Raw genomic sequence first — 25,322 nt, 5'->3', positions numbered from 1 at the left:
TTCAGAAATTCGGTGTGCGCTTGGCAAGAAAGGCGGCAATGCCTTCGCGGTGCTCGGCGGAGTCGGCATATCCGTAGGCCGTTGCGAGCAGGTCTTGTGTCGACTGCGCGCCGGCTTTCAGCATCGCGAAGGTGCGCTTGTGAAGCTTCGCGGTTTGCGGTGCCAGTGCGGCGATGCGCGACGCGTGCGCCTGCGCGGCGGCAGCCACTTCGCTGTCGGGCAGCACGTGCAGCAGAAAGCCGGCGTCATACAGGCGCTGGGCGCCATGCGCGCCGGCGGCCAGCAGCATGTCGCGCGCGAGCACGTCGCCAATGGCGCCTTGAACCAGTGCGGCCTCTCGCGGCGCCATGGGAAAGCCGAGCCTGGCGATGGGCGCGCCGAACTTCGCGGAGGCGCCCGCCAGCCGGATGTCGCAGCAGCTCGCAATCTCGATGCCGGCGCCCATGCACGCGCCTTCGATCTGCGCGACCACGGGCAGCGGGCAATCGAGCATGGCCTGCAGCGCAGCCCAGACTTCGTTCTCGTGAAATTCACGCAAGCTGGCTTCGTCGAAGCGGAACGACGGGTATTCGGAAATGTCGCCGCCCGCGCAGAAGGCTCCGGCCTCGCCGCTAACGACCACGCATCGAAGCCCGGCGCCGTCCGGTTGGCCGATGCCATCGAACACTGCCCGCAGCTCGCGCCACATGGCGCGCGTCATGGCATTGAGGCGCCCCGCGTTCGACAAGGTGACGAACGCAACGGCGCCCTCGCGGCGCAACGAAACCGTGCTCTGGCTCATTACTCGAGCTTGGCGCCCGAGGCCTTCACCACCGCGGCCCAGCGCTTGATCTCGGAGCTGACGAAGCCGCCGTACGAGGCCATGGTGAGGCTCGGAATCTCGGAACCGTTCTGGGCCCAGATGGCCTTCAGCTCGTCGGTCGCAAGGGCCTTCTTCATTTCGTCGACGATGCGCGCCTGCATGTCGGCCGGTGTGCCCTTGGGCGCCCACAGGCCGTACCACGTGGTGACCGTGTAATCGGGCAGGCCCACTTCGGCGGCGCACGGCACATCGGGGAACGCGGGGTTGCGCTTGCTGCCGGCCACCATCAGCGCCTTGATGCGGCCGCCCTTGATGTGCTGCGCGGAGGAGCCCAGGCCGTCGAACATCAGGTCGACGTTGCCCGCAATCAGGTCGGACAGCGCCGGACCCGCGCCGCGGTACGGAATGTGCGTGATGAAGGTGCCGGTCTGCAGCTTGAACAGTTCGCCCGCCAGGTGGTGCGAAGTGCCCGAACCTGCGGAGCCGTAGTTGAGCTTGCCGGGGTTGCGCTTGGCAGCCGCAACGAACTCCTGGAGCGTGTTGGCGGTAACGCGCTTCGGGTTGACCACCACCACCTGCGGCACGTTGGCCAGCAGCATCAGCGGCACGAAGTCTTTCTCGATGTCGTAGTCGAGCTTGGGGTAGATCGACGGTGCGATGGCGTGGTGCACCGCGCCCATGAAGAGCGTGTAGCCATCGGCCTGCGCCTTGGAGGCGATGCTCGCGCCCACGGTGCCGCCGGCGCCGCCGCGGTTGTCGATGACCAGTGTTTGCCCGGTGACCTTGGAGAACTGAGCCGAGAGTGGGCGCGCGAAGGCATCGGTGCCGCCGCCGGCCGGGAACGGCACGACCATGTTCACCGGCCGCGTCGGCCAGTTCCCCCCCTGCGCGCCTGCACCGCCACACAAAACGGCAGCACCGGCTGCGGCAAGGCGCAGCACGTCGCGTCGTTGAAAACTCTGAGTCATCTGTCATCTCCTGTCGTTGTAGATTGCCGCACCATGCGGGCCGGTGCATCACGCGCCGGACTTTATTTCAGAACTCAGCCTTTTTTGAAGAACAGGCTTTCGACATCTCCCGAAACCGCCACCTTGCCCTCGGCCAGCCATGCGCGATGCTTGTCGAGCCGCTTGAGATCGTAGAGGTAATTGACCATGAGGCCATACGACTGCTTCTGTCCCTTGGGCGACGGATCGCCGGCCCAGTTGAGCCGCTCCACGCGCGCGCCGTTGCCCAGGTGAAAGCGCGCCACCGGATCGACCGGCGTGCCGTCGACCAGCGTGTGGCCCAGATATTCGGCGGCTGCCTGCAAGAGCCATTGGCGCAGCGGCGACTTCGCATCGAGCGCGGTGGCGCCGTCCGCCGCGGCGAGCAGGCGGTCGGCGGTGGGCGGCAGCGAGCCGACGAGGCGGCCGAGCTCGGCCTCGCGCTTTTCGTCCAGGCGCGGCAGCAGGTCCGCGGCATTCTTGGCGAGCCAGGTGCGAAAGCCCGGAATCGGCGAGAGCGTGGCAAAGACCTTCAGGCGCGGCAGCTCGTCCTGCAGCGTCTCGACCACGCGCTTGATGAGCGAATCGCCGAAGCTCACGCCGCGCAAGCCGGTCTGGGTGTTGCTGATCGAATAGAAGATGGCCGTGGTGGCCTTGGCCGGCAGGATCGGCACGGCGGTCTCGTCGAGCAGCGGCGTGATGCCGTCGCTGATGTGGTCGACCAGCGCCACCTCGACGAAGATCAGCGGCTCGTTGGGCAGCCTCGGATGGAAGAAGCCGTAGCAGCGGCGGTCGCTGTCGTCGAGCCGGTTCTTCACGTCGGTCCAGCTCTTGATGTCGTGCACGGCTTCGTAGCGGATCAGCTTCTCGATCAGCGAGGCCGGCGAATTCCAGTCGATGCGGCGGAGTTCGAGGAATGCGACGTCGAACCAGGTGGAGAACAAGTGCTCCAGTTCGGCGTCGAGCGCGATCAGCCGCTTGTCGGACTTCAGGCAAGGCAGCAGTCCGGCGCGCAGGTCGACCAGGAAGCGCATGCCCTCCGGCTCGACCGCAAAGCGCTGCAGCAGGCGCATGCGGGGCGACACCAGCGCGCGCCGCAGCTTCAGTTCGGCCTGGCCTTCGTCGGGGGTTCCGACAGCGGCCTGATGCTGGTCGCGCGCCGACTTGAGCTTGTGCGGATCGGCCGCGAAATGCTCGCTCATCAGCGCCCAATAGTCGCGGCGCTCCTCCGGCGTGGCGGCAGCGTATTCGCGCGCAATGGCATGCGCCCGGCGCCCGCCCTCGACCTCGCTCACGCGCGGATCGATGACGGACTGCAAGGCGGTGAGCACGCGGCGCAAGGCACGCGGCGACAGCGCCTCGTCCGCCTTGCGCAGGGTGGCCTGCAGGCGCTCGGCGGTCGAGCGCGCGCTGGGCCTTGCGGCGGTCTTGGGCGCGCTGCGGGCGGCACCCTCGGGTGCCAGGGGTACCTTGTTGTCGGACTTGTCGCCAGAGCGCAGTCGCGCCTGGAACCATTCGGTCGCACTCATCGACAAACTCCAATTCTGGCGGGTTGGGAGATGCCCTTTTCCGTGCCGTTCATGACATCACCCTGGATTTCTGTTGTCGCGCCACTTCGCGCAGCGCCTCGCGCTGGCGCGTCAGGTGCGTGCGCATGGCGGCATCCGCGCCTTCGCTGTCGCGCGCCTTGAGCGCCGCGAACACCGCCAGATGCTCCGACAGGCTCTGCTCGAGCCGACCCGGCGCATGCAGTTGCTGAAGCCGCGCGAGCTTGAGAATTTTGCGCAGATCGCCGATCACCTGCGCCAGCCACCGGTTATCGGCCAGCTGGATGATCGCCTCGTGGATGAGGTGATTGGTGGCGTAGTAGTCGTTGATGCGCCGCGCCTTGGCGTGGCGCACCAGCCGCTCGTGCAGCGCGTCGAGCTCGTGCAGCTCGGAATCGCTCGCGTTGCGCGCGGCCTCGTAGGCGCAGCGGCCTTCGAGCAGTGCAATGACAGGAAAGATCTCGTCGAGGTCGCGCTCGGTGACCTCGCGCACGAAGCAGCCGCGCCGCGGCTCGTGCCGCAGCAGGCCCTCGGCCGTCAGCACCTTGAGCGCTTCGCGCAAGGGCGTACGCGAAATCGAGAGGTTCTCGCACAGCGCCGCCTCGTCCAGGAAACTGCCCGGCGCCAGCTCGCCCACGAAGATCTGCTCTCGCAGTGTCGCGGCGACTTCGTCGTGCAGGGAATTGGGGACAAGGCGCATGGTGGAGTGCTCTGGGCCAAAGCCGGGGAACTCGTAATTTTCTGTAATTACGCATAATTGTGAGCCCGGGGTCCAGGCGGCGCAAGGCCGCGCATGAAAACGCGCGGCCCGGACTTACCCTGAGAGCCTGCCGCTCAGGCGGTTGCCGGCTGGGGGCGCCTCGCGGCCCAGATCCACAGGCCGATGCCGAAGATCACCATGGGCACACTGAGCCATTGCCCCTGGCTCAGGTTCAGCGCACGCAGGCCGAGGAAGTCGTCAGGCTCGCGGAAGTATTCGGCAATGAAGCGCAGCGCGCCATAGCCGATCAGGAAGACCGCGGCCACCTGCCCCTGCTTTCGTTCCTTGCGTGCATACAGCCACATGATGACGAACAGCAGAAGACCTTCGAGCAGGAATTGATAAATCTGCGACGGATGGCGCGGCAGCATCGAGCCGCTCTGCGGAAACACCATGCCCCAGGGCAGGTCGGGGCTGCTGAAGCGGCCCCAGAGTTCGCCGTTGATGAAGTTGCCGACCCGGCCTGCCGCAAGGCCGGTGGGCACGCAGGGCGAAACGAAGTCCATCACCTGCCAGAACGGCCGGGCGCGCGAATGCGCAAACCAGATCATGGCGCCGATCACGCCCAGCAGGCCGCCATGAAAGCTCATGCCGCCCTGCCACACATAGAGAATTTCGAGCGGATGCGCGAGATAGAACTCGGGCTTGTAGAACAGGCAATAGCCCAGCCGCCCGCCCACGATGACACCCACCACGCCGAGAAAGAGAATGTCCTCGACGTCCTTGCGCTGCCAGGCGCCCGCGCCGACGAGGGAGCGATACGGTTCGTGGCGCAGGCGGCGCGTGCCGAGAAAGTAGAACAGCGCGAACGCGGCCAGGTAGGTCAGGCCGTACCAGTGAATGGCGACGGGCCCAAGCTGCAGGGCGACAGGATTGATCTGCGGATACATGAGCATCCGCGGATTGTGCCCGGAGCAAATGACTCGCCCCAAAAGTGCTGCGCATGACATGCGCGACCCGGCATTACCCTGAGAACTTTCGGCTCAGGCGCGTGCAGTGGCCGTATTTGCGCGGCCGAACCAGAACCACAGCGCGAGGCCGACGGTCACCATCGGCACGCTGAGCCACTGCCCCTGGCTCAGGCTCAGGGAGCGCAGGCCGAGGAAGTCGTCGGGCTCGCGGAAGTACTCGGCAAAGAAGCGCAGCGCGCCATAGCCGATCAGGAAGACCGCGGCCACCTGCCCCTGCTTTCGTTCCTTGCGTGCATACAGCCACATGATGACGAACAGCAGAAGACCTTCGAGCAGGAATTGATAAATCTGCGACGGATGGCGCGGCAGCATCGAGCCGCTCTGCGGAAACACCATGCCCCAGGGCAGATCGGGGCTGCTGAAGCGGCCCCAGAGTTCGCCGTTGATGAAGTTGCCGACCCGGCCTGCCGCAAGGCCGGTGGGCACGCAGGGCGAAACGAAGTCCATCACCTGCCAGAACGGCCGGGCGCGCGAATGCGCAAACCAGATCATGGCGCCGATCACGCCCAGCAGGCCGCCATGAAAGCTCATGCCGCGCTTCCACACGTACAGGATCTCGAGCGGGTGCGTAAGGTAGAACTCCGGCTTGTAGAAGAGGCAATAGCCCAGCCGCCCGCCCACGATGACACCCACCACGCCGAGAAAAAGAATGTCCTCGATGTCCTTGCGCTGCCAGGCGCCGGCGCGGACCAGCGAACGGTACGGCTCGTGGTGCAGCCGGCGCGTGCCGAGAAAGTAGAACAGCGCAAAGGCCGCCAGGTAGCTCAGGCCGTACCAGTGGATGGCAACGGGCCCGAGCTGCAGGGCGACAGGATTGATCTGCGGATACATGAGCATCCGCGGATTGTGCCCGGAGCAAGTGACTCTACTTCGCCCGCGCCGTACGCTCCCGCACGAACTCCACGAAGCGGGCCAGTGCCGGGTGCGCCGCCTGCGCAGGCCACACCAGACTGGTCTCGCAAGCCGGCAGCGCCACGCGGCGCCGCCCCACGCCCTTGAACTCGCCGGCCTGCCGGTAGACCACGCCCGCGCGCCGGAACTGCATCACGCTGTGCGGCACCCAGGCCACGCCGATGCCGCCCGAGACGAGATTGACGATGGTCTGCATCTGGATCGCCTCCTGTGCGACCTGCGGCGTGCGGCCGGCGGCGTGATAGAGGTCGAAGACAGCGTCATGCAGCGAAGGCACGATGCGGCGCGGAAAGATCACCAGCGGTTCGGCCAGCACCTCTGCCAGCGGCACGGGCCGCGTGCGTGCGAGCCGGTGCTGCGCCGGCAGGGCCAGCACCAGCGCCTCCTCCTCCACCGGCAGCCGCGCGAGCCCCGGCGGCGCGGCGCCGGGCGAATGCAGCATCAGCCCGGCATCGATCTCGCCGCGCGCAAAGGCTTCGAGCTGGACGTCGCCCGTGGCCTCGACCAGTTCGAGCGCCACCTCGGGGCAAAGCACGCGGAACTCGCGCACCCAGGCCGGCAACTGCTCGAAACCGACGGTGGAGACGAAGGCGATGCGCACCCGCCCCACCTGCCCCGCCGCTGCAGCGCGGGCTCTCTCCGGAAGAGCCTGCGCACGCGCCAGCAGCTCGCGCACGTCGGGCAGCAAGGCTTCGCCGGCGGGCGTGAGCGCAACGCGCCGGCGCGTCCGGTCGAACAGCACCACACCCAATGTCTTTTCGAGCTGGGCAATGGCCTGCGTGACGGGCGGCTGCGTCATGTGCAGGCGCTCGGCGGCGCGGCCGAAATGCAGCTCTTCGGCCACGGCCACGAACTGGCGCCAGGCACGCAGGTCGATCAAGGCTTCTTTCATATGCCAAGCATATCAATCTGCGCACAAAAACGGATTGGAATGAATCAATGAGAAGTCCGATACTTGGGCTTCCCCGAGAATTTCCCCACGAGAAGAGACACCCCACCATGGACACGAAGCCAATCCAGATCAACCGCCGCAGCGCGAACATCGTCGAAGGCAAGAGCCGCGCGCCCAACCGCTCGATGTTCTATGCCATGGGCTACCAAGAGAGCGACTTCAAGAAGCCGATGGTCGGCGTCGCCAACGGCCACAGCACCATCACGCCCTGCAACTCGGGCCTGCAGAAGCTGGCCGACGCGGCCATCGAAGGCATCGAGGAAGCCGGCGGCAACGCGCAGGTGTTCGGCACGCCCACCATCTCCGACGGCATGGCCATGGGCACCGAAGGCATGAAGTACTCGCTGGTGAGCCGCGAAGTGATTTCGGATTGCATCGAGACCTGCGTCGGCGGCCAGTGGATGGACGGCGTGCTGGTGGTCGGCGGCTGCGACAAGAACATGCCCGGGGGCCTCATGGGCATGCTGCGCGCGAACGTGCCGGCCATCTACGTCTACGGCGGCACCATTCTGCCGGGCCGCTACAAGGGGCAAGACCTCAACATCGTGAGCGTGTTCGAAGCCGTGGGCCAGAACGCCGCCGGCAACATGAGCGACGAAGACCTGCGGGAAATCGAGATGCGCGCCATTCCCGGCAGCGGCTCGTGCGGCGGCATGTACACGGCCAACACCATGTCCAGCGCGTTCGAGGCACTCGGCATCTCGCTGCCCTACTCGTCCACCATGGCCAACCCGCACGACGAAAAGGCCAACTCGGCCAAGGAATCGGCCAAGGTCCTGATCGAGGCAATCAAGAAAGACCTGAAGCCGCGCGACATCGTGACCAAGAAGGCCATCGAGAACGCGGTGGCCGTGATCATGGCCACGGGCGGCTCGACCAATGCCGTGCTGCACTTCCTGGCCATTGCGCATGCCGCCGAGGTCGAGTGGTCCATCGACGACTTCGAGCGCATCCGCAAGAGGGTGCCGGTGCTGTGCGACCTGAAGCCCTCGGGCAAGTACCTGGCGGTCGACCTGCACCAGGCCGGCGGCATTCCGCAAGTGATGAAGGTGCTGCTGAACGCAGGCCTGCTGCATGGCGACTGCATCACCATCACCGGCCAGACCATTGCCGAAGTGCTGAAGGACGTGCCCGACGTGCCGCGCGCCGACCAGGACGTGATCCGCCCGATCGGCAAGCCGATGTACGACGAAGGCCACCTGGCCATCCTCAAGGGCAACCTGTCGCCCGAAGGCGCGGTCGCCAAGATCACCGGCCTGAAGAACCCCGTCATCACCGGCCCGGCGCGCGTGTTCGACGACGAGCAGTCGGCGCTCAAGGCCATTCTCGACGGCAAGATCGTCGCCGGCGACGTGATGGTGCTGCGCTACCTGGGCCCCAAGGGCGGCCCGGGCATGCCGGAAATGCTGGCCCCCACGGGCGCGCTGATCGGCGCCGGCCTGGGCGAAAGCGTGGGCCTGATCACCGACGGCCGTTTCTCGGGCGGCACCTGGGGCATGGTGGTCGGCCACGTCGCGCCCGAAGCGGCGGCGGGCGGCACCATCGCGTTCGTGAACGAAGGCGATTCGATCACCATCGACGCGCACAAGCTGGTGCTCGAGCTCAACGTGCCCGAAGCCGAGCTTGCCAAGCGCCGCGAAGGCTGGAAGCCACCGGCGCCGCGCTACACGCGCGGCGTGCAGGCCAAGTTCGCGTTCAACGCCTCCAGCGCAAGCTCGGGCGCGGTGCTCGACAAGTTCTGAGGAAGCATCACGCCAGCATCATCCACGCGCCGTAGCCGAAGGCCAGAAACCCGAGGCCCACGATCGCGAGGATGCTGCGGAATTCGAACTCCATGGCCGGAGGGAAACTCTGCACGACGAAGTGCAGCAAGGCGCCGGTGCCGATGGTCATGAAGCCCGCGCCGAGCGCCTTTCCCAGGCTCTCGCCCGGATAGAGAAAGCACACGGCGAAGCCGGCCAGGAAGACGAGGTTGGCAAGCACGGTACCGCGCGTGCGCCAGCGTTGCTGTGCGAGCGTCGCACTGCTCTCCACGGGCGACCTGGATTTGCCGGCAGGCCGGCCTTCCTTGATCGCCATGCCGGTAAAGAACAGGCCGAACATCGTCGGGAACAGCCCGAAGAGGCCGAGCCCCCAGACAGCGCCCCACATGTTCTGGAAATCGGCCACCAAGGCCTGCGCGGGGTCGGCCACGCTGTAGCGCACCTCGACCGGGTCGCCCCATTCCTTGTCCGACAGCCCGCCGCCGAGCCCCTTGACGCGGCGCGTCTGGCCGTCGGCGGCAACGTACTCGACAACCGGTGCGCGCGAGACCGTCGTGCGGCCTTTGCTGTCTTTGCTGCGCTCTTCGACGAACTCGACCAGGCTGCCCTGCACGCTGGCCGTGCCCGCAATCGATTGGTAGCGTTGCCAGCCGATCGTTGCCGCGGCATACAAGCCGGCGCAGCCGATCAAAAGGGCCCCGACGCCCACGCCCCAGAACAAGTTCTTCAGCCATCCGGCCAATCCACCGACGGCTGGCCCGACCAGCAGCGAGAGCCCGAAAACCAGCATCGCATGCTGGATTGTTTCTTCGTCCATGGCGCGGGCCGCGGTGCATGCAGCGTGTGGTGCCGCCCGGTTCGGGTGTCAGCGCTTCGGGCGCTTGTTGGGCGGCAAGCCCATGTTGTTGCGCTGGCGGTCGATGCGCGCCTGTTTGCGCCGCTCTTCGCGCTCGATGACCTTGCGCTTCGTGTAGCCCGACGAATCGGCCCAGGCCCACCACGCCACGGCCAGCGCGAACGGCGACAGCACGATCCACCAGCTCCAGCCGGCAACCATGCCCACTTCGAAGTATTTGAGGCCTATGCCCAGCAGGCCCAACAGCAGAAAAAGCATCGCGAATCCCTCGGGTTTTGTTGGAAACGCTTCCGGGCGCCGGTGCACGGCGCTACCTACAATCGCGTTACATCGAATGTAACTCAGCCATTACGAACAGACCCCCATGAAAAGACTCTTGTCGTTCGCGCTTTTGGGCCTTGGCCTGGCTGCGCCCGCCTTTGCCGACCTGGCCCTGGCCACGTCGAAAAACTGCATGAGCTGTCACGCGGTCGACCGCAAGGTGCTCGGCCCCGCCTTCAAGGACATTGCCGCCAAGTACAAGGGCAACGCCGGTGCGGTCGACATGCTCGCGACGAAGATCATCAAGGGTGGTTCGGGCGTGTGGGGCCCGGTGCCGATGCCGGCCAACAATCAGGTCAGCGAAGCCGACGCCAAGAAGCTCGCGGCCTGGGTGCTGCTGGCGCGCTGATGACGCACTGATGCGCCTCGGGCCGGCGCTCGGCCAGGCCCGCATTCAACACGATTCAAACCCGCGGATCGATGTCCGTGGGCAGCGGCCGGCGCTCGATGCGGTCTTCGAGCTGGCCGATGTGTGCGGCCACGGTGTTGTCCGATTGCTCCGAACGCTGGCGGACCACGGTCTCGACCTGCCCCAGCCGCGTCAGCAATGCGGCATGCCGCTCGGCGTTTTGCGCCATGTGCTTGTTTTCCTGTGCTTCCAGGAAGTTGCGCAGCTCGGTAAAGCGTGAAGCCTCGGCCTTGTCGGCAAGGTCGCGCTGGACTTGCATTTCCTTGTTGTGGCGCTTGGCGTCCAGCAGCACCGAGCTGTGCAGGTACAGCACGTAAACCAGAAAGAACACGCCGAGGGCGACCGTGAGCCCCAGCATCATCAGGCCCAGCGGCGCGGAAACGGTCATGAAGCCCAGCGAGACCGGCACGGGCGTCGACAGCGTGCCCCAGTTGAGCGCGGCAAGGGCCGCGATCAGCAGCAGAATGGCAAACAGGAAAGCAGATCTCACGCCCATGGGGGGCCTCCTTCGGAAGGATCGAACACAACGGATTCCGCCATGCGCATCGAGGCGCATGGCAACTCCGCCGGTTGTACCTCAGGCCGCGAGCCGCAACGGCCCCTGCTTCCCACTAACGGCCATGTCCTACAGATCGAATCAATTGGTCTGTGACAACTGTTCCAGAATTGCAGGATTTTCGAGCGTGGACGTGTCCTGCGTGATGGCTTCGCCCTTGGCGATGCTGCGCAGCAGGCGGCGCATGATCTTGCCGCTGCGCGTCTTGGGCAGGTTGTCGCCAAAGCGGATGTCCTTCGGCTTTGCGATGGGCCCGATTTCCTTGGCGACCCAGGCGCGCAGCTCGTTGGCGATCTGCTTGGCCTCCTCCCCGGTCGGGCGGCTGCGCTTGAGCACGACAAAAGCGCAAATCGCCTCGCCCGTCACGTCGTCGGGCCGGCCGACCACGGCGGCTTCGGCCACGAGGTCGGTCTTGGAGACCAGCGCCGATTCGATTTCCATCGTGCCGAGGCGGTGGCCCGACACGTTGAGCACGTCGTCGATGCGCCCGGTGATGCGGAAATAACCGCGGTCTGCGCTGCGCACGGCACCGTCTCCCGCGAGGTAAATGGTGCCGCCCATCTCTTCGGGAAAGTAGCTCTTCTTGAAGCGCTCGGGGTCATTCCAGATGGTGCGGATCATCGAGGGCCACGGCCGCTTGATGACGAGCATGCCGCCCGCGCCGTTGGGCAGGTCCTTGCCGGTTTCGTCGACGATGGCGGCCATGATGCCCGGCAGCGGCAAGGTGCACGAGCCCGGCACCAGCGGCGTTGCGCCCGGCAGCGGCGTGATGACGTGGCCGCCGGTTTCGGTCTGCCAGAAGGTGTCGACGATCGGGCAACGCTCGCCGCCGATATTGCGGTGGTACCACATCCAGGCTTCGGGATTGATGGGCTCGCCCACGGAGCCGAGGATGCGCAGGCTCGTCAAGTCCCAGTTCTTCGGGTGCACCTTCTCGTCGCCTTCGGCTGCCTTGATGAGCGAGCGGATGGCGGTGGGCGCGGTGTAGAACACCGACACCTTGTGCTTCTCGATCATCTGCCAGAAGCGGCCCGCATGCGGGAACGTGGGAATGCCCTCGAACACCACCTGCGTGGCGCCGGCCGCGAGTGGGCCGTAGGCCACATAGGTGTGGCCGGTGATCCAGCCGATGTCGGCGGTACACCAGAACACGTCTTCAGGCTTGATGTCGAAGGTCCAGTCCATCGTCATCTTCGCCCATAGCAGGTAGCCGCCGGTGGCGTGCTGCACGCCCTTGGGCTTGCCGGTGGAGCCCGAGGTGTAGAGGATGAAAAGCGGATGCTCGGCGTTCACCGGCACGGGCGGGCAGTCGGTGCTCTGGCCCTTCAGCGCCTCGGCAAAGGTCTTGTCGCGGCCTTCGACGCGGTTCCATGCGGATGGCGTGCGCTCGTACACGAACACGGTCTTGATCGACTCGCAACCGCCCATCGCAATGCCGTCGTCCACGATGGCCTTGAGCGGCAGTTCCTTGCCCCCGCGCAGCTGGTAGTTGGCGGTAATGACGGCCACCGCACCCGCGTCGATGATGCGTTCCTGCAGCGCCTTGGCCGAGAAGCCGCCGAACACCACGCTGTGCGTGGCGCCGATGCGCGCGCACGCCTGCATGGCGATCACGCCCTCGATCGTCATCGGCATGTAGATGATGACGCGGTCGCCCTTCTGGATGCCCGCGGCCTTGAGCGCGTTGGCGAACTGGCTCACACGGCCGAGCAGTTCCTTGTAGGTGACATTGGTAACGGTGCCGTCGTCGGCCTCGAAGACGATGGCGGTCTTGTTCTCGACCGGCGTGCCGATGTGCTTGTCGAGGCAGTTGGCACTGGCATTGAGCTCGCCGTCGCCGAACCATTCGTAGAACGGAGCCTTCGATTCGTCGAGCGTGCGGGTGAAGGGCTTGGTCCAGGTCAGGTTGGCCTGGGCCTGGCGGGTCCAGAAACCTTCGAAATCCTGCTCGGCTTCCTTGCACAGCGCATCGTAGGCGGCCATGCTGGCAATGCGGGCGCCTTCGGTGGCGCGGGTGTCGGGCGGGAACACACGGTTCTCGACCAGAACGGATTCGATGTTCTTGGATGCGCTGCTGCTCATTCTTGTCTCCTGGGTAGGTGCGGCCGTAATGTCGGCGGACCCACTTACGGGTCACTGACGGATCGCTGATGGTCCGATATTAGTTCGCAGGGTTATCACGAGTCGGACATGGGGGCACCCTAGAATCGCCGGTCGTTCCCAATCTCCCTCCCGATGTCCGCTCCAGACCCTTTCGATACCCGGAACCCGCCCGTACCAGCCCGTGGCTCGCCGCTTCGGCCGCTGCCCAAGCTGATTTTTGCCAGCCGCTGGCTGCAGCTGCCGCTGTACCTGGGCCTGATCGTGGCGCAGGCGGTGTACGTGGTGCACTTCCTGGTCGAGCTGCTGCACCTTGTCGAAGCCGCCTTCGGCAACAAGGAGGCGCTGCAGGCGCTGATCACCAGCATCGGCTACAAGACCGCCGCGCCGGTGGGCACGCTCAACGAAACGGTGATCATGCTGGTGGTGCTGGCGCTGATCGACGTGGTGATGATCTCCAACCTGCTCATCATGGTGATCGTGGGCGGCTACGAGACCTTCGTGAGCCGCATGGACCTGCAAGGCCACCGCGACCAGCCCGAATGGCTGAGCCACGTGAACGCCTCGGTGCTCAAGGTGAAGCTGGCCACGGCCATCATCGGCATCAGCTCGATCCACCTGCTGAAGACTTTCATCAACGCGGACAACTACACCGACCGCGTGCTGATTGCGCAGACGGTGATCCACATCACCTTCCTGCTGTCGGCCATCGCCATCGCCTATACCGACAAGCTGATGACCGGAAACGCCTCCAAGCCCGGCGCTCCCCACTGAAGAACAGGCCCGCGCCCTACCCGGCGCGCGGCGCGTCCCAGGCCGGCACCTCGGTGAATCGCCCGGCCAGAAAATCGAGCATCGTGCGCAGCGTGGCCGGCATGTGCTTGCGCGAGGCGTACACCGCATACATGCCCACCACCTGCGGCTCGAATTCCGGAAACAACCGAACCAGTTCGCCTGACTTCAAAAGGCATGACGTCAGGTAGGTCGGCAACATCGTGATGCCCGCCCCTGCCCGCGCAAGCTGCATCAGGCTCGCGGCATCGTTGGTCGACACGTTGCCGCCGACGGCCACCGCGACCGGCGTGCCGTCGTCCTTGCGCGTGAAGTTCCAGAGGCTGCGTCCGAAGTACGAATGCGTGAGGCAGTTGCGCTGGGCCAGTTCCTCCACGCGCAGCGGTTCGCCGTGCTCCTTCAGATAGGCCGGCGAGGCGCACACCACCGAGCGGCAATCGGTGAGCCGCCGCGCGATGAGATTGGGATCGAGCTCTACCGCCACCCGAATCGCGAGGTCGATGCGCTCGTCCACCAGGTTCACCGCCCGGTCCAGCAGCACCAAGTCGACCGCCACGCCCGGATAGAGGCGCACGTAGTCGGCCACGGCATCGGCCAACTGCGCCTGTGCGAACGAGGTGCTCGCCGTGATGCGCAACTGGCCGCGCGGCGCCTCGGCCGGGTGCCGCACCGCCGCCTGCATGTCGCCCGCCAGTTCGAGCACCTGGCGGCAGCGCGGCAGCAGTTCCTCGCCCGCCGCCGTCAGGCTCAGCCGGCGCGTGGTGCGGTGCAAGAGGCGTGCGCCGGTCCATTGCTCGAGCTCGGCCACGTAGCGCGTCACCACCGGCCGGGAGAGGTCGAGCTTGTCGGCTGCAGCCGAAAGGCTGCCCGAGTCCACCACGGTCACGAAGACCCGCATTGCGTTCAAACGATCCATTTGAACGATTTTAGGAATAAAGAAGCGCGGAAATCGAGGTATTTCTTTCGAAACCAGAAACCTAAGATGCGTTTCATCGCCTCAACCATTCAGGAGCATTCATGAGCCACATCGCCATCATCGGCGCCACCGGACGCGCCGGCGGCCGCCTTCTCGAAGAAGCATTGCGCCGCGGCCACACGGTAACGGGCATTGCGCGCAAGGCCAGCGAAAAGCTGTCGGGCCGCGCCAATGTGAAGGCTGTCGACGTGGACGTGCTCGACGCGCCCGCGCTCGAAAAGGCACTGGCCGGCCATGACGCCGTGTTCAGCGCCGCCCACTTCTCCACCGTGCCGCCCGCAGCGATCGTCGAGCCCGTCAAGCGCGCAGGCGTGAAGCGCCTGCTGGTGGTCGGCGGCGCCGGCAGCCTGTTCGCGGCACCCGGCCTGAAGGTGATCGACACGCCGAACTTCCCCGATGCCTATCGGGCCGAAGCCACGGCCGGCGGCGTGTTCCTCGACGCGCTGCGCAATGAGAAGGAACTCGACTGGACCTTTCTCTCGCCCTCCGCCGAGTTCGTCGAAGGCGAGCGCACCGGCAAATTCCGCCTCGGCAAGGACGACCTGCTGGTGAGCGCCGAAGGCCGCAGTTGGATCACCTTCGAGGACTACGCGATCGCGTTCATCGACGAGCTCGAAAAGCCCGCGCACTCACGCCAGCGCTACACCATCGGCTACTGAAAACAAAAAGGACCCTCGGGTCCTTTTTTCATGGGGCGGCCCAAATCAATGGCCCGTCATGTTTTCCGGAATCACCCACTGGTCGAACTGTTCGGCCGTGAGGTGCCCCGAAGCAATCGCGGCTTCCCGCAGGCTCGTGCCCTCCTTGTGCGCCTTCTTCGCGATGTAGGCCGACTTGTCGTAGCCGATGTGCGTGTTGAGCGCCGTCACCAGCATCAGCGAGCGCTGCACCAGCTCCGTGATGCGCTCGCGGTTCGGCTCGATGCCCACCGCGCAGTGGTCGTTGAAGCTCACCATGCCGTCGGCCAGGAGGCGCACGCTCTGCAGAAAGTTGTGCGCCACCATCGGGCGGAACACATTCAGCTCGAAGTTGCCAGAAGCGCCGCCGATGTTGATGGCCACGTCGTTGCCGAACACCTGCGCGGCCAGCATCGTGACGGCTTCGCTCTGGGTCGGGTTGACCTTGCCCGGCATGATCGACGAGCCGGGCTCGTTCTCGGGAATGCTCAGTTCGCCGATGCCGCTGCGCGGGCCGCTCGCGAGCCAGCGCACGTCGTTGGCGATCTTGTTCATGCTGGCGGCGAGCGTCTTGAGCGCGCCGTGGGCGTGCACCAGCGCATCGACGCTGGCCATGGCTTCGAACTTGTTCGGAGCGGTGACGAACGGCAGGCCCGTGATCTTCGCCAGTTCGGCGGCCACCTGCTCCGCATAGCCCTTCGGCGCGTTGAGGCCGGTGCCCACGGCCGTTCCGCCCAGCGCCAGTTCGCTCAGGTGCGGCAGCGCGGCGCGCACATGCGCCTCGCCGTGCGCCAGTTGCGCCACGTAGCCCGAGAACTCCTGGCCCAGCGTGAGGGGCGTGGCGTCTTGCAAGTGGGTGCGGCCGATCTTCACGATGTCGGCGAAGTCCTTCGACTTCTGTTCCAGCGTGCCGCGCAGCTTGGCAATGGCCGGCAGCAGCTTGTGCGTGATGGCCTCGACGGCCGCCACGTGCATGGCGGTGGGGAACACGTCATTGCTCGACTGGCTGCGGTTCACGTCGTCGTTCGGGTGCACGAGGCGCCCTTCCCCGCGCTCGCCGCCGAGCAGTTCGCTCGCGCGGTTGGCCAGCACCTCGTTGACGTTCATGTTGGTCTGCGTGCCCGAGCCGGTCTGCCACACCACCAGCGGAAACTCGCCCGGGTGCTTGCCCGCGATGACTTCATCGGCCGCAGCCACGATGGCCTTGGTTTTCTTCTCGTCCTGCAGGCCCAGGGCATGGTTGACCACGGCCGAAGCGCGCTTGACCTGCGCCAGCGCCTTGATGATCTCGCGCGGCTGCTGCTCGCCGGAGATGTCGAAGTTTTGCAGCGAACGCTGGGTCTGCGCACCCCACAGCTTGTCGGCCGGCACGTCGATCGGTCCGAAGGTGTCGCGCTCGGCGCGCGTGGCATTGGTGGTCATGCGGTTGCTGTGTCGGAGTACAAGGAGCCGGCAGTATGGCCTAGATGAGAGGCACTATCATTTGGGTGGAATTCGGCGCACCTGGGAGGAAGGACGCAAGAGGACGCAAGCCGACGCGCCAAAGAATTAAATCCAAAGAAAACAAATATTCGAATAAATTAAATACAAATATTTAATTTCGAAATTCCCGAACCTTTAGCCTTCCCGAGTCCTGCTCCGAATCGTTAAAGATTGTGGCAAAGTGCGCCGGAAAAGCAGCGCTTTGATTGCCAATTCGAGGTTGACAGGGAGGATCGCAATGACTCGAAGTTTCGTCGCCCATAGCGCGATGAACGACCGTCTTTTGTTCCGTGCCATGAGCGGCGAGGAACGGATTTCCACACTTTTCGAATACAGGGTCCGCTTGGTCGGCGACGCCGCCGTTTCCGCCAAGGCCATGCTCGGCCAGGACATGAGCGTCGAAGTGAACCTGGCCAGTGCGTCGGGCGACTCGGGCGCGCGATTCGTCAGCGGACAGGTCACTCAATTCAGCTACGTCGGCAAGGACGACGGCGACATGCATGTGCACGAGGCCGTGCTGCGCCCCTGGCTCTGGTACGCAAGCCGCCGGTCCAACTTCAAGATCTTCCAGTTCAGGACGGTGCCGGAAATCCTGCAGGAAGTGCTGGCGCCCTACGGTTTCGACATCGACGTGAAGCTCGTCGGCAGCTACCGCAACTGGGACTACTGCGTGCAGTACGGGGAGACCGACTTCAACTTCGTCAGCCGCCTGATGGAGCTCGAGGGCATTTACTACTTCTTCTCGCACCGCAAGGGCAGCCACAGCCTCGTTTTGTGCGACGCCATGGATTCGCATGCCAACCTGCCTGCCGGGCCTGCGCGCATCCCTTATCACGCGGGTGTGCTGGCCGCGCAGATTCCGGAGCAGGACTTCATCGACACCCTGAGCCACAGCGAGGACATCGCCTCGGGTCATTTCGCGGCCGACGACTACGACTTCATGAAGCCGAACGCCGAGATCGACACGCTGCGGCAGTCGCCCGCCGGCCACAGCCGCGACAGCTACGAGATGTACGAATGGCCCGGCGGTTACACCGAGGTGGGCGACGGCGAAAACTACGCCCGCGTGCGGGTCGAGCAGCAAGCCGCCCGGCGCGAACTGCTGCAGGGCCGTGGCAACCTGCGCCACATGGCGCCCGGCTATTTTTTCGAACTCACCCGCCACCCGCTCGAAGCGGAAAACCGGCGCCACCTGATCGAAGCCGTCACTTGCGACTTCCAGGAAAACGCGCTGCGCACCGATGGAGCCGACGGCGCCGCCTATGCGGAAGCCACCGGCAACACCAGCTACCGCCAGACCTTCGAAGTGCTGCCCGACAGCGCCATTTACCGCACCCCGCGCGTAACGCCCAAGCCGCGCACCACCGGCCCGCAAACCGCCGTGGTCGTCGGGCCCGCGGGAGAAGAGATCTACACCGACCAGTACGGCCGCATCAAGGTGCAGTTCCAGTGGGACCGCTACGGCAAGATGGACGAGAACTCGTCCTGCTGGATCCGCGTGTCGCAAACCTGGGCGGGCGGCAACTTCGGAACGATGCACGTGCCGCGCATCGGGCAGGAGGTGATCGTCGATTTCATCAACGGCGACCCCGACCGCCCCATCGTCACCGGCCGCGTCTACAACGCCATGCAGATGCCGCCGTGGGACCTGCCCGCCAACAAGACGCAGAGCGGCACCCTCACCCGCTCTTCGCAGGGCGGCTCGCCGGACGCTGCCAACGCGATCCGCTTCGAGGACAAGGCCGGTGCCGAGCAACTGTGGCTGCATGCGCAGAAAGACCAGCTCACCGAGGTCGAGAACGACGAGACCAAGTGGGTCGGCAACGACCGCACCAAGACCATCGACGGCAACGAGACCAGCACCATCCACAAGAACCGGACCGAAACGGTGGACATGGCCGAGACCATCACCATCGGCGGCAGCCGCACACGCACCGTGAAGGGCAGCGACACCGTGCTGGTGGGCGCGAGCAAGTCCGACTCGGCCACCACCACCTACACCATGGAGGCGGGCCAGCAGATCCGCCTGGTGTGCGGCGAGAGCGTGATCGAGCTCAACGCGAGCGGCCAGGTCAACCTGACGTGCAAGGCCTTCAACATCACGGCCTCCGAGAGCGGGCAGATCAACACGCTCGCGCAGATCCTCGACCTGAACATGCCCGGCGGCGGCGCAGGCACCGCACCCGGCGGCGAAGGCCAGCAAGGAACGATCCGCGGCAAGGTCGACGCCCAGTTTCCGCCGGAGGCCTGAGCCATGGACTACCTCACCCACGATTTCCGCGTCGCGCTGCCCGACACCGGGCACCAGGACATGACGGTCAACATCGTCAAGTTTCCCGCCCTCGCGAGCACGCTCGTCATCACGCGCGGCGCGCTCGAGGCGAGCACGCTCGAGCAGAGCTTCGACCAGCAGATGAAGCGGCTGTCGCAACAGGTCAAGAACTTTCACTTTCACGACCGGCAGGCTGTCACGGTCGGGCCCGATTCGGACATCCCGGGCATCGAGATTCGCAACCAGTTCGTGCGTGGGCCCGAGAAGGTCTTCCAGTACCAGCTGGCCTGCACCCTGCCGGGCACGGCGGTGATGCTGGCGCTGAGCTACGTGAAGGCCGAGCCGCTCACCAACGCCGACCTGGCGCACTGGACGGCGATCAAGGCGAGCCTGGTCTTCACCGCGCCCGAACCCACTGCCGCCTGAAGCGATGAGCGACGCACTCTGGGCGGCGCGCGAAGGCGATCCGCTGCTGCACACGAGCTTCTGGGCCGACCTGGTCTCGGGAGCGCTCGAATTCACCGCCTACGCCGCCGCAGGCGCATTGGCCTGCGCGATCACCGGCCTGACCTGCGGGGTCGGTGCGGTCGTGCTCGGCGCCGTCGTGGGGGCGGCGCTCGCCTACGGCGCGGGCGACCAGATCACAGCCGTCTGCGACGACATAGGCAACGCGCTCTTCCCACCCTCCGAGCAGGCGTGGATACGCACCGGCTCGCCCGACACCCACACCAACGACAAGCCGGCCGCGCGCGCCGCCGGCATGATCGACCACAGCGCCAGCGTGGAGCCCTCGCCCGCGCCGGAGCCGGGCTTTCTGGACAAGGTCGGCAACTTCTTCTCGCAGATGTGGAAGCCCACGGTCGCCGCGCCCGACCCGCGCGCCGTGCCCTGCGACGACGACAAGATCGACTGCGAGAAGCATCCGCCGATGGAGGAGCAGTACCTCGCGGAAGGCTCCAGCAAGGTCTACATTAACAGCCAGCCCGCGGTGCGCAGCAAGGACCGCAGCACCTGCGAGGCCACCGTGAGCGACAACGCCGCCGGGCGGCGCGTGTCGCACAACGTGCGCATTGGCGGACCGCCGGTGGTGGTGCGCGAGATCCGCAGCGGCAAGACGCCCGGCGTCGCGCTGGCCATCACCGCGCTCATGCTCCTGCGCGGCAATCCGCGCAACCTGCTCAGGCAACTGCCCTGCATGGCCCTTGGCATGGGGGCGTCGGTGGTGGCGGGCCAGGCGATGAATGCGGCTTTCGGGTCGCCGCGGCCGGTGCATGCGCCCACCGGCGCGAAGGTGCTGGGCGAGGAAGACGATCTCGACTTCAGCCTGCCGGGCGTGCTGCCCATCGAGTGGCAACGCTTCTACAACAGCCGCGACGCGCGCACAGGCGGGCTCTTCGGCGCGGGCTGGAGCGTGCCGTTCGAAGTCGAAATCGTGCTGGACGCGCACCCCGACGGCGGCCAGCAGCTTGTCTACGTTGACGAGCAGGGCCGACGCCTGGGACTGGGCCCGGTCGCCGCGCCCGACGCCTTCTTCAACGCCGGCGAGGGCCTCGCGTTCCGCCGCGCGGAAGACGGCCGCATGGTGGTCGAGAGCATGGACGGCCTCTACCGCCTGTTCGAACAGGACCCGCACGACACCGCGCGCCTGCGCCTGGCGATGCTGGGGGACCGCAACGAGAACATCCTGCACCTGCGGTATGACGAACAGGGGCGGCTGTGCGGCATCGAGGAGCAGGAAGGCCCGACGCGCATCGCCCTCTTTCACTCCGCCGTCCACCCGCAGCGCGTGGAACGTATCGAGCGCGTCGAGACGGCGCAGCACGAGCGCGCGGTGCTTGCGCGCTACGCGTACGACGCCGCGGGCGACCTTGCGCAGGTCATCGACGCCACCGGCCAGGTGGTGCGTCGCTTCGCCTACGACAGCGGCCGCCGCATGGTGATGCACGAGTTGCCTACCGGCCTTCAGAGCCACTACGCGTGGAGCGAGCTCATCGGGCCGAGGGGCACCGAGTGGCGCGTGACGCGCTACCGCAGCGATCTCGGCGACGAATACCGCTTCGACTACGACCTGGCCGCCGGCCTCACCGTCGCCATCGACGGCCTGGGCCGCCGCGTCGAACGCGAATGGGACGCCGGCTACCAGGTCACCCGCCACACCGATGCGCTCGGCCACACCTGGCGCTTCGAGTGGAACGATGACGGGCAAGTGCTGGGCGCCGTCGACCCGAAAGGCGGCATCTGGCGCTGCAGCTACGACGCCTCGGGCAATCTGGCGGGCGAGACCGATCCGCTGGGCCTCACCGCGTCGACCACTTGGCTCGAGTTCGCGGCGCTGCCGCTCGCCGAAGTGGACGCCGCCGGCCGCGCCTGGCGCTACGTGTACGACGCGCACGGCAACTGCGTGGCCGAAGTCGACCCGCTGGGCCAGCGCACCGTGTACGCGCACGGCACGCGCGGCGAAATCGTGCGCATCACCGACGCCACCGGCAAGCACAAGCACCTGCGCTGGGACGAACGCGGCCTGCTGCGGGAACACATCGATTGCTCCGGCCAGCGCACCCGCTTCGCCTGGGACGCCATGGGCCACATGCAGTCGGTGACCGACGCCCTCGGCGAAAGCACGCACTACCGGCACGACGCGCGTGGCCGCCTGTTGCAGGTGCAGTTGCCCGACGGCCGCACCGAAAGCTACGCGCGCGACCGTGCGGGCCTCCTGCAAGCCTTCACCAACCCCGCCGGGCAGAGCACCGCCTACCAGCGCGACGCCGGCGGCGAGGTGCGCGAACGCCGCGACCCGATGGGCCGGCACGTGCGCTTCGACTACGACGCCTACGGCCGGCTCACCGCCCTGCACAACGAGAACGGCCAGGCCTACCGCTTCGACTGGGACGAGGGCGACCGGCTGCGCGCGCAGACCGATATCGACGGCGGCGCGCGCCGCTATGGGTACGACGCATTGGGCGAAGTCACCGAGGTGGCCTGGGTCCCGGCACCGGCCGATGCGGCCGATGAACCGCCGACCGGATCCGGCGCCGCCAACGAAGCGCTGGCCGCGCCTGGCGATGACGCGCCCATCGTCCACCGCCTCGAGCGCGACGCCGTCGGCCGCCTGCTCGCCAAGAACACCGGCGACGCCACCACCCGCTACCAATGGGACGCGGCGGACCAGTTGCTGGCCATCGAGCGCACCGATGCGCAAGGCGCCCGGCAGCGCCTCGCCTTCACGTACGACGCCGTGGGCCGGCTTACGCAGGAAAGCAATGCAGGCGGCGCGCTGCAGCATGCCTACGACGAACTCGGCAACCTGCTGAGCACCCGCCTGCCGGACGGCCGCCGCATCAACCGGCTGTACTACGGCTCGGGCCACCTGCACCAGATCAACCTCGACGGCGAGGTCGTCAGCGACTTCGAGCGCGACGGCCTGCACCGCGAGGTCTTGCGCAGCCAGGGCCGCATTGCCACCGCCACCGGGTACGACCGCGCCGGCCGCCTCACCCACCGCCGGCAGCGGCTGACCGGCAATGCCAACGGACGGGCCCCGGCCAGCGGCTTGCTCGACAAGACCTACAGCTACGACTTCGCCGACAACCTGATCGTGCGCGCCCGCAGCCGCCACGGCGGCCATGCAGGCCTGGTCGACCTGCAGGGCCGCGGCGTGGGCGCCGGCGGCACCCTGCCCCCCGAGCGCCGCCAGTCGCTGCGCTACGACGCCACCGGTCGCATCCTGCAGGCCCAGTACCACCAGGCCAACCCCGGCGTGCCTGCCGAGACCTTCCGCTACGACCAGGCCGCAAACCTGCTCGACGGCGACGGTTCCACCGCCACGGGCGAAGGCGGCAGCGCCGGCTACGTGCAAAACAACCGCCTGCGCGTCTATCAGGACAAGCGCTTCGACTGGGACCGCTTCGGCCGCCTGCGCTGCAAGCGCATCGGGCACCACACAGTGCAGCGCTTCCGCTACGACAGCGAGCACCGGCTGGTGGCGGTCGACATCCAGGACCGCAACGGCGCGAGCACCGTGCGCTTCGACTACGACCCGATCGGCCGACGCATCGGCAAGACGCACGTGCGCGCCGACGGCCGCATCGTGGGCACAACAGAGTTTCTCTGGGACGGCATGCGCCTCGCGGGGGAGCGCAGCGCGAGCCAGCAGAGCCTGTACCTTTACGTCGACGAAGACAGCTACGAGCCTCTTGCGCGGGTGGACGGCATCGGCGCGCACCAGCACATCCTGCACTTCCATGTCGACGCCAACGGCGCACCGGAGGAAATGACCGACGCACAGGGCCAGCTGCTATGGCAAGCGCGCTACCGGGTGTGGGGCAATACGGTTCAGGAGGAATACCACCCGGCGCAGCTGGCGCCGCAGAACCTGCGGTTCCAGGGGCAGTACCTTGATCGCGAGACAGGGTTGCACTACAACACCTTTCGGTTCTTTGATCCGGATGTGGGGAGGTTTACGACAACCGATCCCATTGGATTGAGTGGCAGCTCTAATCTATATCAGTACGCACCCAACCCCATTGGATGGACGGATCCGTGGGGCTGGGTCTGCGGGAAGGCATTTAATCGGCGAAATGGCATAGCCAAGCGATGGGTCAAAACGCTCAGTGGAAAGAAGCCGAATCAGGTCGATGCCTATTTGCGTCAGAAGGGCTTCACACCAAATGTGCACAGGACCAGCCCCAATGCGACACCCCATACTCGATATACGCGTATGACCAAGAGCGGAAACAAGGATGTCCTTGATTACCACCCAGGTGGCCCCAACGCGACTCATAAGTCAGACTACTGGAAAGTGTATAGGAACGGCGAAGTTCAAGGACGAATCGGCCACGGCGGCTTTACGAAATACGACAAAATCGTTGACAGCCCAGTATATGTCGACGGCGTACTTATGAATTCACCTATTTAGATCATAAAATGAAATTGACACCCGAAATCATCCCCGGAAAATCTCTCGGAGGAATCCTGCTGAACACCTCCGTTGATCAAGTTATTTCGAAATTCTCCTCGGACTATACTGTGGATTTCTCAGATAACATCGTGACGCTTGATGCCGGACTCATCACCATCGGTCATGATGAAAATCGGCTGATCTATTCCGTAATGTGCAATTCCAAATTTAAAGGAAGTTATCTTGACAAACTCTGGGCTGGCATGACGGTGAGGGATGTACTCAAGCACTCCAGCACCCAGATCGCATGGGGTGGTGCGGTGGTTGTGGATGGGATCGAGGGAATTGGTTTACCACTCCCAGACGGTTTCGATGATTTCGATCAACTCACGGATTACTTGCAACTGGATCACGTCTTCGAACATCTTTCGGTCTTCCTGATTTGAAGAAATCAGCCTCCAATGACTCGAGCCCATCTGATCGAATTACAAAAAAAACTCTGGAGTGCGCGGGTTGGTCCGCTACTAGGCATTCAAATGAGGATGAACTTTTCTTCGTGGAAGAAGAGAAAATCATCTGGAAATTGCTGCACGCAAAGCAGGCGCTGCACGTAGAGTTGTTGTTTTTTCTATTCGATCACCTCGGACGAAGAACAGAGAAATTGGCAGATATTTCCCGAGTGGATGCGACACAAAAAGGCATCGGCCTTCATTTCGGCAAAATAAATTCGCAGGAATGGAAATTGGACTTGAAGGATTTCGTGCAAAAACTGCGATGTCTCCGGTCGAAATTCATCGAATCAGCCATGCGAAAATATGGAAACCACCTCGTCCTGCACGATATGTTTTCGACGATGACCGACCCACTCGACCAGTGGCGTCCCAGGACGCTCGAGGACACCTATACCGCGATCGATCTCAGCATCGGAATGAGCGATGGGGAAAAAGGCTCGAACCTTTTCTATGTGAAGGTCGCAACGCCTGAAGCCTTGCGACGCAGGGCAAAGGGCTTCTTGATCGTGGACCGTCGGGTCATGGTTATCGAGAAATTCGACTACGAGCTTCTAAGAAGCAGCATCGAGGGCATTCTCGAGAAATGCGACCGAGATAACTGGGACGATTCGTGCCTCGCATTGCAGCGCTATTTCGCCTGGGAATACGAAGACTACATTCATGAGAATTCATGAGCGCACTTCTTTCCTGATTGATCCTGAAATCTTCAGAGGTCTCAAGACCCTGCGATAGGAATGAATGCCGCCAACCCTTCCGTAAATCGCTGAAATTCGCAGGGT

At 65.2% G+C, this 25,322-nt stretch carries 22 protein-coding genes; 9 read left to right on the top strand and 13 right to left on the bottom strand.

The features are described 5' to 3' along the window. Nucleotide 1 precedes the first annotated feature (1 nt). The 7 genes from ABIC94_RS04040 to ABIC94_RS04010 form a co-directional block, all read right to left on the bottom strand. Nucleotides 2-781: an enoyl-CoA hydratase/isomerase family protein gene (locus tag ABIC94_RS04040; RefSeq protein WP_354371493.1), complete on the bottom strand. Its 780-nt coding sequence runs from the start codon at nucleotides 779-781 to the stop codon at nucleotides 2-4. Beyond that, nucleotides 781-1,770, bottom strand: a complete 990-nt coding sequence (locus ABIC94_RS04035; protein WP_354371491.1) for a Bug family tripartite tricarboxylate transporter substrate binding protein — start codon at nucleotides 1,768-1,770, stop codon at nucleotides 781-783. The genes ABIC94_RS04040 and ABIC94_RS04035 overlap by 1 nt, the downstream gene beginning before the upstream one ends. A gap of 74 nt (nucleotides 1,771-1,844) precedes the next feature. Continuing rightward, nucleotides 1,845-3,317 carry a malonyl-CoA decarboxylase gene (locus ABIC94_RS04030; protein WP_354371489.1) on the bottom strand — a complete coding sequence of 491 codons (1,473 nt, stop codon included), beginning with the start codon at nucleotides 3,315-3,317 and terminating at the stop codon, nucleotides 1,845-1,847. Between the two features lie 49 nt (nucleotides 3,318-3,366). Beyond that, nucleotides 3,367-4,035, bottom strand: coding sequence for a GntR family transcriptional regulator (locus ABIC94_RS04025; protein WP_354371487.1), 669 nt, complete (start codon nucleotides 4,033-4,035; stop codon nucleotides 3,367-3,369). Between the two features lie 134 nt (nucleotides 4,036-4,169). Beyond that, complete coding sequence (lgt, locus tag ABIC94_RS04020) at nucleotides 4,170-4,991, bottom strand: prolipoprotein diacylglyceryl transferase (protein WP_354371485.1); 822 nt, start codon at nucleotides 4,989-4,991, stop codon at nucleotides 4,170-4,172. An 87-nt stretch (nucleotides 4,992-5,078) separates the two neighbouring features. Next, a complete protein-coding gene (gene lgt, locus ABIC94_RS04015) occupies nucleotides 5,079-5,903 on the bottom strand; it encodes a prolipoprotein diacylglyceryl transferase (RefSeq protein WP_354371484.1) in 825 nt (274 codons plus the stop codon). A gap of 28 nt (nucleotides 5,904-5,931) precedes the next feature. Next, nucleotides 5,932-6,870: a LysR family transcriptional regulator gene (locus ABIC94_RS04010; protein ID WP_354371483.1), complete on the bottom strand. Its 939-nt coding sequence runs from the start codon at nucleotides 6,868-6,870 to the stop codon at nucleotides 5,932-5,934. 107 nt (nucleotides 6,871-6,977) lie between these two features. Here ABIC94_RS04010 and ilvD point away from each other — a divergent pair, with 107 nt between their 5' ends. Further along, complete coding sequence (gene ilvD / locus ABIC94_RS04005) at nucleotides 6,978-8,672, top strand: dihydroxy-acid dehydratase (RefSeq protein WP_354371481.1); 1,695 nt, start codon at nucleotides 6,978-6,980, stop codon at nucleotides 8,670-8,672. A gap of 7 nt (nucleotides 8,673-8,679) precedes the next feature. On the opposite strand, the gene ABIC94_RS04000 is transcribed toward ilvD, so the two are convergent. After that, nucleotides 8,680-9,510: a DUF3592 domain-containing protein gene (locus ABIC94_RS04000; RefSeq protein ID WP_354371480.1), complete on the bottom strand. Its 831-nt coding sequence runs from the start codon at nucleotides 9,508-9,510 to the stop codon at nucleotides 8,680-8,682. Nucleotides 9,511-9,558: 48 nt separating this feature from the next. Then, nucleotides 9,559-9,807 (bottom strand): TIGR04438 family Trp-rich protein, encoded by a 249-nt coding sequence (locus ABIC94_RS03995; protein WP_354371479.1) that lies wholly within the window; start codon nucleotides 9,805-9,807, stop codon nucleotides 9,559-9,561. A gap of 106 nt (nucleotides 9,808-9,913) precedes the next feature. Here ABIC94_RS03995 and ABIC94_RS03990 point away from each other — a divergent pair, with 106 nt between their 5' ends. Continuing rightward, nucleotides 9,914-10,219, top strand: coding sequence for a c-type cytochrome (locus ABIC94_RS03990; RefSeq protein ID WP_354371478.1), 306 nt, complete (start codon nucleotides 9,914-9,916; stop codon nucleotides 10,217-10,219). Nucleotides 10,220-10,274: 55 nt separating this feature from the next. Here ABIC94_RS03990 and ABIC94_RS03985 read toward each other — a convergent pair whose 3' ends face one another. Both ABIC94_RS03985 and acs read right to left on the bottom strand, forming a co-directional pair. Next, nucleotides 10,275-10,775 (bottom strand): LapA family protein, encoded by a 501-nt coding sequence (locus ABIC94_RS03985; RefSeq protein WP_354371477.1) that lies wholly within the window; start codon nucleotides 10,773-10,775, stop codon nucleotides 10,275-10,277. Nucleotides 10,776-10,916: 141 nt separating this feature from the next. Continuing rightward, nucleotides 10,917-12,917: an acetate--CoA ligase gene (gene acs, locus ABIC94_RS03980; RefSeq protein WP_354371476.1), complete on the bottom strand. Its 2,001-nt coding sequence runs from the start codon at nucleotides 12,915-12,917 to the stop codon at nucleotides 10,917-10,919. Between the two features lie 153 nt (nucleotides 12,918-13,070). Here acs and ABIC94_RS03975 point away from each other — a divergent pair, with 153 nt between their 5' ends. Then, nucleotides 13,071-13,709, top strand: a complete 639-nt coding sequence (locus tag ABIC94_RS03975; RefSeq protein ID WP_354371475.1) for a YqhA family protein — start codon at nucleotides 13,071-13,073, stop codon at nucleotides 13,707-13,709. A gap of 16 nt (nucleotides 13,710-13,725) precedes the next feature. Here the strand turns inward: ABIC94_RS03975 and ABIC94_RS03970 are convergent, their stop codons facing one another. Continuing rightward, nucleotides 13,726-14,643: a LysR family transcriptional regulator gene (locus tag ABIC94_RS03970; RefSeq protein ID WP_354371474.1), complete on the bottom strand. Its 918-nt coding sequence runs from the start codon at nucleotides 14,641-14,643 to the stop codon at nucleotides 13,726-13,728. 101 nt (nucleotides 14,644-14,744) lie between these two features. Between ABIC94_RS03970 and ABIC94_RS03965 the strand changes: the two genes are divergently transcribed. Further along, a complete protein-coding gene (locus ABIC94_RS03965; protein WP_354371473.1) occupies nucleotides 14,745-15,362 on the top strand; it encodes an NAD(P)-dependent oxidoreductase in 618 nt (205 codons plus the stop codon). Nucleotides 15,363-15,407: 45 nt separating this feature from the next. Here the strand turns inward: ABIC94_RS03965 and fumC are convergent, their stop codons facing one another. Then, entirely contained in the window at nucleotides 15,408-16,802 is a 1,395-nt protein-coding gene (gene fumC, locus ABIC94_RS03960) for a class II fumarate hydratase (RefSeq protein WP_354371472.1), read from the bottom strand. Between the two features lie 328 nt (nucleotides 16,803-17,130). Between fumC and ABIC94_RS03955 the strand changes: the two genes are divergently transcribed. The 5 genes from ABIC94_RS03955 (at nucleotide 17,131) to ABIC94_RS03935 (ending at nucleotide 25,217) form a co-directional block, all read left to right on the top strand. Beyond that, nucleotides 17,131-19,113 (top strand): type VI secretion system Vgr family protein, encoded by a 1,983-nt coding sequence (locus tag ABIC94_RS03955; protein ID WP_354371471.1) that lies wholly within the window; start codon nucleotides 17,131-17,133, stop codon nucleotides 19,111-19,113. Between the two features lie 3 nt (nucleotides 19,114-19,116). Continuing rightward, nucleotides 19,117-19,560, top strand: a complete 444-nt coding sequence (locus tag ABIC94_RS03950; RefSeq protein WP_354371470.1) for a DcrB-related protein — start codon at nucleotides 19,117-19,119, stop codon at nucleotides 19,558-19,560. A 4-nt stretch (nucleotides 19,561-19,564) separates the two neighbouring features. Beyond that, nucleotides 19,565-24,049, top strand: a complete 4,485-nt coding sequence (locus ABIC94_RS03945; protein WP_354371469.1) for an RHS repeat-associated core domain-containing protein — start codon at nucleotides 19,565-19,567, stop codon at nucleotides 24,047-24,049. A gap of 8 nt (nucleotides 24,050-24,057) precedes the next feature. Further along, nucleotides 24,058-24,477 carry a hypothetical protein gene (locus ABIC94_RS03940; protein WP_354371468.1) on the top strand — a complete coding sequence of 140 codons (420 nt, stop codon included), beginning with the start codon at nucleotides 24,058-24,060 and terminating at the stop codon, nucleotides 24,475-24,477. Between the two features lie 110 nt (nucleotides 24,478-24,587). Continuing rightward, on the top strand, nucleotides 24,588-25,217 hold the full coding sequence (locus ABIC94_RS03935; RefSeq protein ID WP_354371466.1) for an Imm8 family immunity protein: 630 nt from the start codon (nucleotides 24,588-24,590) through the stop codon (nucleotides 25,215-25,217). Nucleotides 25,218-25,322: the final 105 nt, after the last annotated feature.

The sequence above is a fragment of the Variovorax paradoxus genome, from assembly GCF_040544635.1.
Classification (GTDB): domain Bacteria; phylum Pseudomonadota; class Gammaproteobacteria; order Burkholderiales; family Burkholderiaceae_C; genus Variovorax; species Variovorax paradoxus_R.
The sequence above is the reverse complement of the archived record's forward strand: the minus strand, read 5'-3'. Positions and strand labels throughout refer to the sequence as shown.

Excerpts from the sequence above, each read along its gene's own strand:
- lgt (WP_354371485.1), bottom strand. The coding sequence starts at position 4,991 with ATGCTCATGTATCCGCAGATCAATCCTGTCGCCCTGCAGCTTGGGCCC.
- ABIC94_RS03970 (WP_354371474.1), bottom strand. The coding sequence starts at position 14,643 with ATGGATCGTTTGAACGCAATGCGGGTCTTCGTGACCGTGGTGGACTCG.
- ABIC94_RS03950 (WP_354371470.1), top strand. The coding sequence starts at position 19,117 with ATGGACTACCTCACCCACGATTTCCGCGTCGCGCTGCCCGACACCGGG.
- ABIC94_RS03965 (WP_354371473.1), top strand. The coding sequence starts at position 14,745 with ATGAGCCACATCGCCATCATCGGCGCCACCGGACGCGCCGGCGGCCGC.
- ABIC94_RS04030 (WP_354371489.1), bottom strand. The coding sequence starts at position 3,317 with ATGAGTGCGACCGAATGGTTCCAGGCGCGACTGCGCTCTGGCGACAAG.
- ABIC94_RS03990 (WP_354371478.1), top strand. The coding sequence starts at position 9,914 with ATGAAAAGACTCTTGTCGTTCGCGCTTTTGGGCCTTGGCCTGGCTGCG.
- lgt (WP_354371484.1), bottom strand. The coding sequence starts at position 5,903 with ATGCTCATGTATCCGCAGATCAATCCTGTCGCCCTGCAGCTCGGGCCC.
- ABIC94_RS03940 (WP_354371468.1), top strand. The coding sequence starts at position 24,058 with ATGAAATTGACACCCGAAATCATCCCCGGAAAATCTCTCGGAGGAATC.
- ABIC94_RS03945 (WP_354371469.1), top strand. The coding sequence starts at position 19,565 with ATGAGCGACGCACTCTGGGCGGCGCGCGAAGGCGATCCGCTGCTGCAC.
- ilvD (WP_354371481.1), top strand. The coding sequence starts at position 6,978 with ATGGACACGAAGCCAATCCAGATCAACCGCCGCAGCGCGAACATCGTC.
- ABIC94_RS04025 (WP_354371487.1), bottom strand. The coding sequence starts at position 4,035 with ATGCGCCTTGTCCCCAATTCCCTGCACGACGAAGTCGCCGCGACACTG.
- ABIC94_RS03985 (WP_354371477.1), bottom strand. The coding sequence starts at position 10,775 with ATGGGCGTGAGATCTGCTTTCCTGTTTGCCATTCTGCTGCTGATCGCG.
- acs (WP_354371476.1), bottom strand. The coding sequence starts at position 12,917 with ATGAGCAGCAGCGCATCCAAGAACATCGAATCCGTTCTGGTCGAGAAC.
- ABIC94_RS03975 (WP_354371475.1), top strand. The coding sequence starts at position 13,071 with ATGTCCGCTCCAGACCCTTTCGATACCCGGAACCCGCCCGTACCAGCC.
- ABIC94_RS04040 (WP_354371493.1), bottom strand. The coding sequence starts at position 781 with ATGAGCCAGAGCACGGTTTCGTTGCGCCGCGAGGGCGCCGTTGCGTTC.
- ABIC94_RS03995 (WP_354371479.1), bottom strand. The coding sequence starts at position 9,807 with ATGCTTTTTCTGCTGTTGGGCCTGCTGGGCATAGGCCTCAAATACTTC.
- ABIC94_RS03955 (WP_354371471.1), top strand. The coding sequence starts at position 17,131 with ATGAACGACCGTCTTTTGTTCCGTGCCATGAGCGGCGAGGAACGGATT.
- ABIC94_RS04000 (WP_354371480.1), bottom strand. The coding sequence starts at position 9,510 with ATGGACGAAGAAACAATCCAGCATGCGATGCTGGTTTTCGGGCTCTCG.
- ABIC94_RS04035 (WP_354371491.1), bottom strand. The coding sequence starts at position 1,770 with ATGACTCAGAGTTTTCAACGACGCGACGTGCTGCGCCTTGCCGCAGCC.
- fumC (WP_354371472.1), bottom strand. The coding sequence starts at position 16,802 with ATGACCACCAATGCCACGCGCGCCGAGCGCGACACCTTCGGACCGATC.
- ABIC94_RS04010 (WP_354371483.1), bottom strand. The coding sequence starts at position 6,870 with ATGAAAGAAGCCTTGATCGACCTGCGTGCCTGGCGCCAGTTCGTGGCC.